Here is a 13,099-nt window from a genome sequence, read left to right as displayed (position 1 = left end):
CGTTTACTTTTCGGAAATTTTTTGCGTTTCAAGCGTCTTTAAACAAATGGGAGCCTTTTTGAAATTCTTTAATCTGGAGAAATCATGCAAACAGAAGACATGAAAGCAGAAATTTTGAAAGGACTCAACAGCGACCAAAAAGCAGCCGTTCTTTACGACCATGCGAAAGACGGTCCGCTTCTTATTTTAGCAGCGGCGGGCTCGGGAAAGACTTCGGTTTTAACGCGGAGAATTCAATGGCGCGTTTTACAAGGCGCAAAGCCCGAATCCATTTTAGCGCTCACGTTCACGGCGAAAGCAGCGCAAGAAATGCGGGAACGCGTTCAAAAACTTTTCCCGGACGCAGACATTCGTCTGAGCACATTTCATTCACTCGCCTATTCGATTTTACGCGAAAAATTTGACGGAAAATTCGGCTGGGAATTTGCGGGATTTTTGCGGGCGCCCAAACCGGGAACCGCCGAAGAAGAACGCTTCGCATGCGCTCTCGCCGAAAAGAAAATTTCTCCGAATGCGATTTCCCGCGATGATTTATTCAGCCCGAATCTTCCGCATAAATTAACTCAAAAATTGAAAAGCATTCGCGAAGGCGTTTTGCAAACCGGAAACATCGTATTCGAAGATTTGATTTATCTCGCAACAGAACTTTTGCAAAAAAATGCTAGCGTGCAAAAAGAAATCCGCGGGCGTTTTTTAGAAGTGCTCGTCGATGAATATCAAGACATCAATCCATCGCAATATTTACTTGTCCGTGCAATTCTCGGCGAAAATCAAAATCTTTTTGCGGTCGGCGATGACGATCAAGCGATTTACGGATTCCGCGGCGCAGACATCGGAAACGTTTTCCGCTTTTGCAAAGATTTTCCGCATTCTACATTACTCCGATTGGAATGGAATTATCGCTCCGTTCCGCAAGTCTTAAATTTGGCGAATAATATTTTTCAAGAAAAGCCGTTACTTCTCCGCAAAACTTTACGCGCAGGAAATAATTCACCGAAACCGATTTTTTTAGAAAATCGCCCGCCCGAAATTTGGGTGAGCGATGACCCGCAAACAGAAATGCTCCGCATCGTGGCGAAAATTCGCGAGCTCCGCGAAGCCTATGATTTGGAATTTCAAAACTTCGCCATTCTTGTCCGCTATAATCGGCAGCGGCTTTATTACGAAGAAGCATTGGCCGATTTTTGCATTCCCGTTTTCCGCGAAGCAGAAGGCGACGAGCCCGAAGTTTCGGGAGTTCACATCGAAACCGTTCATGGTTCCAAAGGCCTCCAATATACTGTCGTCTTTTACGCAGGTCTCGCCGAAAAGCTCACGCCGGGCGCAACCGAAGGAAGTCGAAAACAAAAAAAGCTTCAACTCGATGAAGAGAAACGTCTGTTCTACGTGGGCGTTACCCGCGCAGAGGCAGTGCTCTTTTTATTATATTGTAAGAAGCGTTTTTGGAAAGGAAAACTTTCCAAATTTAAGCCGTCCCGTTTTTTGCGCTACGTCGATAAACCGGTTCAGGAGAAGTCTTTTATGCCGCTTACGCTTTTTAAAATCCGCTCGGTGCTGCTGGTTTTAGCTTATATGATTAGCGCAGTGCCGCCGTTTCTTTTTCGCAGTCTGTTTATGCGGAAATCTGTTCCGGCTTGGGTTGAATCGCGCGTGCAAAGTTTTACAAAATTCTGCTTTCGCGTTTTGCGCGTCGAAATTACCATCGAAAATCAGTCCGCGCTTTCTCGCATCGATTGGAACCGCCCCGTTTTCGTCGTCGGCAATCATCAATCTTATTTTGACATTCCGATTGTCTTCCTTTCTCTCGGTCGCACGATTGGATTTTTCGCCAAGAAAGAACTCACTTACATTCCGTTTTTGAATTTTTGGATGAAAGCGTTGCATTGCATTTTCATCGACAGACAAAATTCTCGGGTCGGCGCCGAAATTAAAAAGCGCATCGAAAATTCCAAAGAAACAGTTCACGTTTTCGTTTTCCCCGAAGGAACGCGCAGCAAAGATGGCGTCGTTAAACCTTTCAAAAGCGGCGCTTTCCGTCTCGCTGCCGAATTGAATGCGATTATTTTGCCGGTGCACATTCAAGGTTCACGCGAAACTTGGGAATCGAGAAAGAACACCGATAAAGTTGCGGTCAAATCGACGATTTTTGAACCGATTGATGTAAAACTTCTCGCTGCCGATCATCCGATTAATCCGAAAACAGAACTCGTTCCTCTCGTTTATGAGAAAATTACGAGCGTGACGAAATAATCAGAATCGTTAAATAATAAAGCTTGCTGCAAATTTTTGAGAACTTAGAACTGAGAACTTTGAGCGGAGAAAACTTCAAACTCGAAGCTCTAAAATCTAAGTTCTAAACTCTTGCATTTCCTTACTAATTGAATGATTAATTGTCCGTCGTTTTTCTTTTTTCAGCGAGGAAAAATCCTGCGCCGAATAGACTGACAAGCATGCTCACTAAATACGCTAAAAGCTGCACCATGACCGCAGAAAGGCCGGGGACGCCGATGCGTTCAAAAAGCGATTGCGCCAAAAGTTCGCGCGGACCAAAACCGCCGATTGAAATCGGTAAAGCGCTGATGACAGCGACCATCGGAATGAAGAAAAAATACCACGACACATCGATCGAAAGTCCAATCGCAATGCCGCAGAAAAAGTGCACCACCACGCGAAGGCTTTGCGTTACCGCGGACAATGCTGTAATATGAAACCAAAGTTTCCAATCGCGGAAAAGTTGAAAGCGTTCTTGGAAATGTAAAATCCGAATTTGCACGGACATCGGAAAAATTTTCCCCGAAAACCAAGCGAGAATGCGCCCGATGCGTTTGCTGAAAAGTCCTGCGAAAAGAGTGCAAAATCCGAGAAAAACCCAAAGCGACGGCAGCAAAAAAAGTCGCTGCTCTGGATCGCGGATAAAGAAGAGAAATCCCACTGCAAGCGCTAGAATATTTAAAAAGAAAAGTCCGAAAAGACGATCAAAAAATGTCGCCGTTAATCCGCCGCCGACGGTTTTTTGCGAACCTTGCATGCGGATGTCGTAAACTTTCTTCACATCGCCGCCGACATTTCCGGGCATAAAATTATTGAAGAAAAGCCCGACGAAATAAAGCTTCACCAAATGCCAATAACCGAGATGCACATTCTGTTTTTCTAAAAGCAATTTCCACTGCAAGCAGCCTGTGAAATTTGAAAGTCCCAAGCAGAAAAGTGCGATGAAGAGCGGCGCAATTGAATGCACCGAAAACAAATCCCAAATGTCGCCGGTATCCCAACCGGGAGCCGTCACGATTTTATCGTACACAAAATAACAGGGAACCGCAGTCACCAGTAATTTGAGACAAAAAATCAAAAATGATTTGAGAGATTTATTCATCCCTTCGGCTTTTGAGCGAGGATTCCAATCGAAAGCTGCGTATAACGCGCAAGCGGGACGCGGTCAAAGGCATCTAAGAACGCATCTTTTGCTTTTTGATAAGCAGAACCTTGGAACGGATATTTCGGAAGTTCCACATTCACTTTGAAACAAGCTTCGCGGAGTGTGCGATAAATGAAATTCGGGCGCATCCAATCGCCGTATTCGTATTTCAAATTGAAGCCTGCGGTTTTCAAAAGTTTCCGCAAATCGTTAATGGAAAATTGCGTTTCCCAACCGGCGAACCATTTCTTCATCGCGATTAAAATGTGCTTGACGACCGTGTATAAATGATAAGTCTGCGGCACATCGCAAAGGATATAACCACCCGGTTTGACAATGCGGAAATTTTCTGCAATCAGCGGATTCGGATTGACGAAATGTTCCGCTAATCCTTGATGAAAGACCAAGTCAAATGTCCCGTCCGGGAATGGCGACTTAAAAGCGTCCCCGCGGATACAATGCAAATTTTCTTCTAAGTTTTCACGGATGCGGAGCGCTTCGACCGTTTTCAAACTTTCTGCCGAGAAATCAAGAACGTAAACATCGGCGCCGTGCTTTGCCAAGTCCGCGCTATCGCGGCCCGAGCCTGGACCGACTTCGAGAATTTTCATTCCCTGCACATTCGGAAAATGTTTATAAATCGTCTTCAAAATCGTCGGCGACGCAGGATAAACTTTGGAAAGGTCTTTTTTCCGGGCCCAAAAACGGTCCCAAACAGATTGATCAGGTTCTTGAATTGACATACTTTGATAAAATAGAAAAAACGGCTTTTTGAACGAGAACTTCCCTACTCAATATACCCTTCTTGATCGTAGCCTTTGTGATATTTCTTGATTAAAGCGACAAGACTTTCGACGCGTTTATCGTTTACAGCCATCTTTTCAAAGCGTTTGACTTGATTATCGTAGCGTTCAAGGCTTCCGTTTGCAATGCGAATTTCAGCATCTTGCGGAATGAAAAAGCTCGCGCGCTCTTTAATTTTTGCGAAGAATTCGGTCAGATAAATATGAATTCCAGCAAGGTCTAAATCGCCGAAATGAACGTAGCGATTAGGAATTTTTGTGAGCCATTTGATTAAATCGAGAGTTTGCGGATAACGCGAAACAAAAAGAAGTTGAATATTTTCGAGATTCAATTCTTTTCGCATGGAATTTCGCAATTCTTCAAAGATCATTTTTTGTCGTGCGACATAACGAAAATTTTCCATGTTTTCTACGCCTACGACAACGACGTTTTCGGGCAACTTAAAATTTTCAATATCGGCGATAAATAAAAATGTTCCTTCGACAGGATGGATGACAAAAGAATTTGCGTTTAAAGTCGCTTTGATCGGTTCGTAAGAATTGACGAGAAAGCCGATGCAGCTGCGCACTTTTTGAATTTTAGAATTCCCGGTAGTGCGCGCCAAATCCGCTCTTAAAATTTTCTTTTCGTTCGATAAATTTAAGCCTCGAAATGCGTCGTCTTTGGAAATTAAAAATTCCTGCATCGCTTTTTTATCGGGAGCAAAGTAAATCAGTCCGCGGCCATTTTTCACTTGAACAAGAAATCCTTCTCGAGTCATTTCTTGAAAAATTTCATTTTTACATTCGCTGGCGTTTAGCTTTTCACCGCACAAAAGAAATTTTATTTTTTCAAGCAAAGCTTCGGTGATTTTAAATTCGCCATTCATGTCGCAGAAATCCTTGTCATAAGCGGGCGCACAACGGTTTCGGACTTTGCATTTTTTTCCAAAAGATACGTGTAGCGATATTCCGAAACGCTCTGCGTTGTAGGCGAACCATTTACCAAATAAATGTTTCTTGCGTTTGCAAATTTCAAAATGCCGTTCGCATTGGTCGGGTGAAGTCGCCCGATTTCATCCATCATGCAATGCAATTTAAAGTCGCCAAACTTCCTGGAAATTTGCGTTTTGAAAACATTGATGAGCATGATGTTCACCATCGCTTTTACCAAAACGTCCGTGCCTTCGGAGCCGACATTTGAAATTTTATCAATCCAACCGGTATCGTTATCGTTTTCTTGAACGCGGAATTGCAAGCGGAACGCATCCGAAAGTTTGAGCTGATCGCGGTTCGGTTCGTCTTTTAAAATGCGCACAAATTGCAGCAGCAATTCCACCGCTTTGCGATTCGCTTCTTCGGTCCCGGCATCGCTAAACAAATTGATTTCGCCCATCTTGTACTGATTTTCTGCATTGAACGTTTGAATCGATTCCAAAAGCCTCATCAATTTATCGTTGCTTTCTTCGGTGCGAAGCGCAATGCTCTTGATGACGCCAGCAAAATTTTTTTCATTGAAATCGCGATTGACGCCGCTTACGATTTTTTCAACTTCCTGTTTTTGCTTGGTCATGTTACCGACTTCTCGCGCGATGCGCGTGAGAATTTCGGTGTAGCGCCCGCTTGTGCGTTCGCGGTAATCGTTGATTTTATTGTTCAGCAAAAAATCATTCAAGTTTTCTGCAAAAGCGATGTAAGAATATTCCGAATTCAAATCCGACGGAAATTTAAATGTATTACGCGGTGAAAAATTATCGCGGAATTTGTTGATTGATTTTTCTAAATCTTTTTTACGATTCAAAGAATCAATAACAGCTGAGGTCAATTCTCGAATGACTTCGGAACAATTTTTGGTGCAAGGCGTTTCGCCTGCGTCCTTAATGTTTTCAGGGCACAGCGAAGACAGCGCTAATTTCTCGGTTTCCGAGACATCATTTTCCATCGATTTTTTGCGTTCGTTTGACTGGTTTAAAGAAGTTTCCTGTTCGAATTTTTGAGCGTTCAATTTTTCGCGACGCGAATTAAATTTGCCTTGCAAATCATTCAACTTAGATTCCAGCGTGCGCTTTTCTTCTTTAAATTCTGCTTCGCGATCAAAAAGCTCTGCTTTATCGCGGCGATAAAGCGTCACGAGTTCGCGATGCGATTCAATATCATTTAATTCTGCGGTCAAGCGCAAAATTTCCGATTCGCATTTGCGCAATTCATTCACATCAACATTTTTACTTTCGAGTTCATTTTCTTTTTGCTTTTGAATTGCATCGCATTCTTCTTTTGCACGATTTTCTTTGTCTAAAATTTCAGCCTTCACTTGAATTTTAAAATCGCTTGTCGCCTTTTCAAAAGCGGTAATGTCATCGCGATACGATTTTTCAATTTTTGAAATTTCCCGTTTTTTGGCATCGCGGATACGTGCGATATTTTCTTCTGCCGCAAGAATTTTCTGCGAGACTTCCGTCACTTTTTGCTGAATTTCATTTCGGCGTTTTTCAATTTCTTCGGCATCTTTGCGTTTGAAATTTTCCAGTTCATTACTTGTGCGTTTGATTTTAGAAGGAATCTGCACCAAGTCAATTTCTAAATTGCGAATTTCTTCTTGAAGCGCTTTGATTTTTGTGCCGTAGCTGCGATCCACCGACGCGATGCGTTTTTCTAAATCGTCCTGCAAAGATTGGACTGCGTTAGAATTTTCAGCAAGCGATTTTTCGAGCTCACGATGTTCGTTTTGCAAATCTTCGGGAGTGCGAATTCGATTCGGAAGTTCTTCTAAATTCAGTTTCACACCAAACAGCGACTCGCCCGCTTCCGTTGTTAACTCGGGCGAAAGCCCGCTATGATAAAGAACCGTTTCTTCATCGATGATTTTTCCAATCGAATTTTCCCAGCCGACTTTATTTGTCGAAAGCCATTCGTAAAGCGAACCTTTTTGCTTTTCTAAAAGATTGTCGAGTTTTTCAAGTGCCAAAGCAATTTTTTCACGAACACTTGCAAGCTTATGATTTTCCTTTTCAAAATTCGATTTACAGTCTGCAATTTCGGCATCGCGCTGCGACTGCACTTTCGCAAGTTCACGAGCAGCATTCGCCTGTTTTAATTTGTCTGAATTTTCCGATGCGCGCAAATTTTCCATCTGCGTTTTGCAAGATTGCATTTCTTTTTCAAACGGATGAAAATACTTCAATTCTATCAGCGATTTTTCGTAGTCCGTTTTTTCGTTTTGCAAATTCTGTTTCAAATTATTTGCCGTTTCAATTTCAGAATCAAATCGCACAGAAGCCGCATTCTTTGATTTTTCAAATTCAGCAAATCGATTTTGCTTTTCTGCATTCAATTTCGATTCCGATTCGATAATGCGCGCCTGTTGCACTTGCTTAAATTCGCCGAGTTTATCATTTACCTGTTGAATCAATCGTTCGTATTTTTCAGCAACGCTTTCAAATTCTCGCGTAAGCAATCGTTTGCGTTCTTCTTGATTTTCTTTTTCCATTTTTAAAACGCTTTCGCGTTCTTGTTTCTTCAAAACTTCTTCAATATTTTGCGAAACATAATAAGCACTTTTTTCGCGGCAATTTTTCAACTTTTCATCGGTCAATGTGAGCGATTTTTTAAGGCCGTCGCGTTCGCGCATAAACTTGTCATTTTCTTCACGCAACAAACGCATCGTCGTATTTAACGCCTGTTCCTGTTTTTCAATTTCACTAGAAATCGCCGGCAGTTGTTCCTTCGTAATTCGATAAGCGTAATTGAGTTCCTTACTGCTTGTTTCAATATTTTTTTTCAAGAGCAATAACGCATGGTAAACATTCACAACGCGCTCGGCTTCAATACGCACAACGCATTCGCCCTTTTTATTTTTTTCAAACCATTTCCCAATATCGCTATATTCTTGTTCAAATTCCGAAACTTGATTTCTAAAATATCGTAAATCGATAAAAGCGCTTTCGCCATCCATCGATTGAATAATCGTATCCTTGATAAAATCCGCATCGAGTTTTGAATTCAAGAAAACGTTCTGAATGCTGCGCGGAATATTTTGATAGCGAGAACTTTCGGCCAGTGAAAATTTATAGAATTCCTTTTTCACATTTTGATGGTTGCCGTAAATGATATCGCGGAAAGTTTCGTAGCGATCTACTGTTGAACTCATGTAAATCGGACGATGATAAATTTCGTTTAATCGAGCGCGAATATTTTTTGTTTCCGTGGGAACTTCGCCATTTTCGTTCACGATAAAATCGCGATGATATGGTGCATCGATAAAATGAAAACTCGCACGCCCCGAAGATTTGCTCACCAAAACACAATAAGCGGATTCGTCTCGCACCACTTCGTAAACGATGTAGGAATTGTCTTTTTCAAAATAAAAATCGTCAAACGATTTCTTTTCTTTCGGAATGCCGAGTTTTTGTTTGTCCGCATTGTAAAAGAAAAGGAGCGCACGCAGCAAAGTACTTTTGCCAACTCCTTGCGTTCCAATCAGGTGAACATTTCCGTTCAAGTTTATTTCGGCATAACGCACATGCGCACTGTTGATAAAGACAATTTTATTCAGGTAACGCATCGGCACCCTCCACCACATTTAAGCAGTTCACCATTTCTTCGAGATAATGAAACGCAGCAGTCACGCGAAAACTTCCGTCCACTTCATTTTCAACTTCGATAAATCCCATTTTCGATAAATCATCGATTAACTTATCGACAATTTCTTCGTGAGATTTTTTATCGCTATAAAGTTTCGGCGCTTTTTCTTTTAATTCTAAATCGCAAGAAATGCGTTCCAAAATTTTTGATTTTGTAAAAACATATCCCGATTCAAAAGAAGAATTAAAAGTTTTCAAAAAATCCAAGCGATCAATCCAATCACAAAAGCGAGAAAGTTTTTCACCCATCGAAACTTTCTGTTCCGTGCGCGAAAAATAAAAGTAGCCGTTTCCGCTTTCCAAAATAAAACCGACGCCTTCATAATATTCGCGATAAGCGTCCAAATCGTCTTCGATTAAATCGTAATATTTGCGATTCAATTCGTCTGTACTATTGACCGAAATAAAAGCGCCTTTGCTCAAAATTTCAAAAATTTCTTTGCTCGATTTTAACATCATTTCTCCCAACTATTTCGCATAAATCAAAGGATATTCAAAGCCAGCCATTTGTTCGTACTTGTCCGAAAATTCAAGTTCATCGTAAAAGCCACTCGCCACCTGACAAAACAAAACGAGCTTTCCTTCTAAATCGATTTCGAACGGAAATTTATAATTCATAATAAAGTGGAATAAATCGCTACTTTGCGCAGCGAATGCATTTTTTAGTTCGACGTGATCGACCATCTGTTGGACAAAACTTTCGACATTCAAATCTTCAGCGGTCAAAGCTTCGGCGCATTTTCCTTTTCCTGTTCCCTTGAGATGATTTTTGTGACGAACTTCTTGAAGAATGGCAAGGCCTTCGTCGCCGCGCAATTTTTCTAGCGAAAGTTTGATGCGATACGCGGGCAATTTTTCCATCCAGACGCCATTTGTTTTTTGCAAAATATTTTTGACATCGGTATTCGTTTCTAGAACTTGCTGGTCGCGAAAATATTTGATAAGGCGAATTTTTTTGAGTAGCGAGTTTTGATGATCAATCAAATTCAAATAATCGATAATTTGCCGTTCGATTTCAAGCAAATTATGACTCGATTCATTCAAGTCCGCTTGCAAATCATCCACGACCAAGCGCATATTCAAATCCATCGCCGATGTAAAAAAGAGAGTTTCTTTTTCTAGTAATTTTTCCGCTTCGACAATCATGAGTTTAATGCCGTCGCGCTTTTCATCGAGATGTTTGAGCTTTGATTTTTTGATTTTGTAATTCGGCTCGTTTTTATAAGTGTCATCAACATTGCGCTTTAAGTCGATTACATTTCGTTTGGTGTTGAGCGCGATATTTTTCAAACTGCGACGGACTTCGCGTAAATAATTATACTTTTGATTTTCATTATTTTCTTGAAGATAATATTCAATCGTTTCTTTTAAATGGTCAATATTTGCTTTGACACTTTGAACGTTAATTTCTTCGTTGACTTCTAAAACTTCTTCAAAAAATTTGAGATAAATATCTTCGAGTTCTAAAAAATTTCCGTTGTCGCGAATGACTCCGTAATCGACCAAGTAATGAATGCGTTCCTTTTTGTAATCGACAAGTTGTTCCGCAAAATCCATCCGAAACGAAAGCAATTTTCGTTTGGCAAACATTTCCTTTAAAAGTTGCTTTTCGCGCGAAAGCGCACCAATCAATTCATCGATAGAACGAAAATTCGACATAGGAAGTTAAAATATAAAAGTAATTACCGTTTTCGCAAATTGATTTTTCCGCAAAGTCCTGCTTAAAAGCATGTATTTCCAATATTCATTTTTTCAATTTTTGCAATTTTATCATTTTTCTAAAGCAAATATATTCTAAAAAAATGAAAATTCATAAAAATGCGATGTTTTGGTGAAAAAGGATAAAAATGCTAGCTCCTTCACTACGTTCAGGATGACACGGAAGGCTCGTCAGGATGACACGTGTGACACTTCAGGATTGCACGGAAGGCGCTTCTGGATCTCACGCCCATCGTTTCACATCCGGTTTCGCCCTGGGTGACACCATTCCTGCGATTTTCGCTGCGGTTTCCTTTGTTCTTTCAAAGACTGCTTTTGTATATTCCTTTTGTAAACTAACCCCAAAAACTTAGCGAGGCGAAGTGCTTACATTCTGGCTTATTTTTCTTGCGTTTGTCGCTGTTCTTTTGGCACTTGATTTGGGCGTTTTTCACAAAAAAGATCACGTGATTGGCGTTCGCGAAGCTCTCGTTTGGACTGGCATTTGGATTTTACTTTCGCTTGCGTTTAGCGTTGCGATTTATTTTATCTATGGCGATAGCGAACACGTTTTAGAATACTTGACCGGCTATGTGATTGAAAAGTCCCTTTCGCTTGACAACATCTTTGTGATGGCGGCCATCTTTACCTATTTTAAAATACCAGCGGTTTATCAGCACCGGATTTTATTTTGGGGAATTTTAGGCGCGATTGTTCTTCGCGGGGCGTTTATTTTGATGGGCGCTGTGCTGATTGAGCATTTCAGCTGGGTCATATATGTGTTTGGAGTGCTCTTGTTATATAGCGCGTTCAAGATGCTATTTTTAAACGAAGACGAACAGGATTTAAGTCAAAACAAGATTGTAAAAATCGCGCGGCGCTTTCTGCCACTCACGACAAAAATCGAAGGACATCATTTCTTTATTCGTGAAAACCACAAGTTATTTGCAACGCCGCTTTTTCTTGCGCTAATCGTCGTCGAATTGTCCGACATTCTTTTTGCAGTCGATTCCATTCCAGCAATTTTTGGCGTAACGCTTGACCCTTTCATCGTTTTTACATCAAACATCATGGCAATCCTTGGGCTGCGTTCGCTTTACTTTGCGCTTGCCGCCATGCTTGGAAAATTTGACAAACTCAAATACGCGATTGTTTTTGTGCTTGCCTTTGTGGGCATCAAGATGCTCATTGCAGACTTTGTTCATATTCCAACCGCAGTAAGCCTTGCGGTGATTGTCGTATCGCTTGTCGCAGGCGTTATTGCAAGCCAGGTGAAACGATAAAATTAGGAGTTAGGAATTAGGAAGGGGGTGCGGACAAAAAATTAATATTGCCTATTGGCTAATGGGAGATTCTCAGGTTCTTTCCCATATTTTTCTAGAAGCAGCGATTCTATTGTTTTCGCTTTGACTCCTAGATCTGCAATAGAAATCCAACAAAAATCTAAATCATAAACTTCCTTAATCAAAGATATGATTCGTCCTCCACGATGTCGAGTCTTTGAAGTCTTATTTTCCTTCATTTCTTTTATGAATCTCATATAAGCTGAAATTCGTGTTTTTAAGCCACCCTTACAATCAGTTTTTCCAATATAAACCACACACTTGCATTTTTCTTTTTTCTGCTCAAGTTCAGCCTCTTTATTTTCATACCATCCACCTTTTACATTTTGATAGCCAAGATCGCTTGCTTTGCAAAGCGTCATTTTTTGCTGAGGAGTTGACCTTCCTACAAAATAGACACCAGGTTCTTTTGGAATATCCACATTTTTATCTATTAAATCTTTGATTTTATAGACGACAACTCCATTCAACCGATTTTCAATGGGAGTTGATTTAACAAGGGTTTTGATTTCTTCCAAAAATGTCATAAAGATACCTTTTTTGATTATTTTTAGATGCGCTACGCTATTCAACTAAGACGGGACGAACAGATCGGCCAAGTTCGCGGTCGGTGTAGTCCACATACTGGCGGTCCGATTCGAAGTACAAGTTGCAGGCGTAGTAGCCGCTGCCGTCGATCTCGCCAGGAGTAGAACTCCAGTAGTTCCCGCCACTCCCCGCGTAATTCAAGTCAGAATCGCTACGGTGCCCCGCAGCTGGGAGAAAAATTGAATTTCCATTAGGGCCTGTGACTCTATAGCCATAGCCTCTAATCGCTCCATTCATATCGGTTATTTTCTTCCAAGTCCATGTGCATTTATTTATCAATTCCTTCATTTGAGCTTGCGTCGGCATTCTCCATTTGCTGCCCCAGTTGGCTGTTGCAGCGTCATATTTTGCATTCCCTGCAATATCAAAATTGAATTTATCATTTTCGACTGTCAGACTATTTTCACTTGTGTAGGTCTTTTTTGGCTTTATCTCACCCCAAGCAAAGTAATCCCCATAATGCGCAGGTGATTTTGCCCCCACATTCATGTCCGCCCACTTGGTGCCGCTGGGTAAACCTAAGTCAACAGCTTTTGCGTTTGTGCTTGCAAAAAAGTTAAACTGAAATAAATTAAATTGGTCCAATAAATCAAGCGGATGACTCATTACACCCACAAGACTCATCGCTTTACC

At 41.1% G+C, this 13,099-nt stretch carries 9 protein-coding genes and 1 pseudogene; 2 read left to right on the top strand and 8 right to left on the bottom strand.

Going from position 1 to position 13,099, the window contains the following annotated elements:
* The first annotated feature begins 84 nt into the window (after positions 1–84).
* Entirely contained in the window at positions 85–2,250 is a 2,166-nt protein-coding gene (locus tag B0H50_RS09010) for a UvrD-helicase domain-containing protein (RefSeq protein ID WP_233244683.1), read from the top strand.
* A gap of 136 nt (positions 2,251–2,386) precedes the next feature.
* Here B0H50_RS09010 and B0H50_RS09005 read toward each other — a convergent pair whose 3' ends face one another.
* The 6 genes from B0H50_RS09005 to B0H50_RS08980 all read right to left on the bottom strand — a co-directional run bounded on the left by B0H50_RS09005 (position 2,387) and on the right by B0H50_RS08980 (position 10,496).
* On the bottom strand, positions 2,387–3,373 hold the full coding sequence (locus tag B0H50_RS09005) for a lysylphosphatidylglycerol synthase transmembrane domain-containing protein (protein ID WP_106199028.1): 987 nt from the start codon (positions 3,371–3,373) through the stop codon (positions 2,387–2,389).
* The gene (locus B0H50_RS09000) at positions 3,370–4,158 is read right to left on the bottom strand and encodes a class I SAM-dependent methyltransferase (RefSeq protein ID WP_106199027.1); all 789 of its coding nucleotides are present in this window, start codon (positions 4,156–4,158) and stop codon (positions 3,370–3,372) included. Before B0H50_RS09000 ends, B0H50_RS09005 begins: the two co-directional genes overlap by 4 nt.
* 44 nt (positions 4,159–4,202) lie before the next feature.
* The gene (locus B0H50_RS08995) at positions 4,203–4,979 is read right to left on the bottom strand and encodes a hypothetical protein (protein WP_146193722.1); all 777 of its coding nucleotides are present in this window, start codon (positions 4,977–4,979) and stop codon (positions 4,203–4,205) included.
* A gap of 104 nt (positions 4,980–5,083) precedes the next feature.
* Positions 5,084–8,758, bottom strand: coding sequence for an ATP-binding protein (locus B0H50_RS08990; protein WP_158275898.1), 3,675 nt, complete (start codon positions 8,756–8,758; stop codon positions 5,084–5,086).
* The gene (locus B0H50_RS08985; protein ID WP_199191895.1) at positions 8,742–9,296 is read right to left on the bottom strand and encodes a condensin complex protein MksE; all 555 of its coding nucleotides are present in this window, start codon (positions 9,294–9,296) and stop codon (positions 8,742–8,744) included. Before B0H50_RS08985 ends, B0H50_RS08990 begins: the two co-directional genes overlap by 17 nt.
* Before the next feature lie 9 nt (positions 9,297–9,305).
* The gene (locus B0H50_RS08980) at positions 9,306–10,496 is read right to left on the bottom strand and encodes a hypothetical protein (protein ID WP_106199024.1); all 1,191 of its coding nucleotides are present in this window, start codon (positions 10,494–10,496) and stop codon (positions 9,306–9,308) included.
* Between the two features lie 422 nt (positions 10,497–10,918).
* Here B0H50_RS08980 and B0H50_RS08975 point away from each other — a divergent pair, with 422 nt between their 5' ends.
* Positions 10,919–11,818 carry a TerC family protein gene (locus tag B0H50_RS08975; protein ID WP_106199023.1) on the top strand — a complete coding sequence of 300 codons (900 nt, stop codon included), beginning with the start codon at positions 10,919–10,921 and terminating at the stop codon, positions 11,816–11,818.
* Between the two features lie 41 nt (positions 11,819–11,859).
* Here B0H50_RS08975 and B0H50_RS08970 read toward each other — a convergent pair whose 3' ends face one another.
* On the bottom strand, positions 11,860–12,405 hold the full coding sequence (locus tag B0H50_RS08970; protein WP_146193721.1) for a hypothetical protein: 546 nt from the start codon (positions 12,403–12,405) through the stop codon (positions 11,860–11,862).
* Between the two features lie 37 nt (positions 12,406–12,442).
* A pseudogene (locus B0H50_RS08965) lies at positions 12,443–13,099 on the bottom strand (hypothetical protein); the annotation flags it as partial.

This window comes from Hallerella porci (assembly GCF_003148885.1).
Classification (GTDB): domain Bacteria; phylum Fibrobacterota; class Fibrobacteria; order Fibrobacterales; family Fibrobacteraceae; genus Hallerella; species Hallerella porci.
This window is presented reverse-complemented; position numbering and strand designations above follow the sequence as displayed.

Bases quoted from the DNA above. Each gene is read 5' to 3' on its own strand.
- B0H50_RS08980 (WP_106199024.1), bottom strand. From the start codon at position 10,496: ATGTCGAATTTTCGTTCTATCGATGAATTGATTGGTGCGCTTTCGCGC.
- B0H50_RS08995 (WP_146193722.1), bottom strand. From the start codon at position 4,979: ATGACTCGAGAAGGATTTCTTGTTCAAGTGAAAAATGGCCGCGGACTG.
- B0H50_RS09000 (WP_106199027.1), bottom strand. From the start codon at position 4,158: ATGTCAATTCAAGAACCTGATCAATCTGTTTGGGACCGTTTTTGGGCC.
- B0H50_RS08985 (WP_199191895.1), bottom strand. From the start codon at position 9,296: ATGATGTTAAAATCGAGCAAAGAAATTTTTGAAATTTTGAGCAAAGGC.
- B0H50_RS08970 (WP_146193721.1), bottom strand. From the start codon at position 12,405: ATGACATTTTTGGAAGAAATCAAAACCCTTGTTAAATCAACTCCCATT.
- B0H50_RS08990 (WP_158275898.1), bottom strand. From the start codon at position 8,758: ATGCGTTACCTGAATAAAATTGTCTTTATCAACAGTGCGCATGTGCGT.
- B0H50_RS09005 (WP_106199028.1), bottom strand. From the start codon at position 3,373: ATGAATAAATCTCTCAAATCATTTTTGATTTTTTGTCTCAAATTACTG.
- B0H50_RS09010 (WP_233244683.1), top strand. From the start codon at position 85: ATGCAAACAGAAGACATGAAAGCAGAAATTTTGAAAGGACTCAACAGC.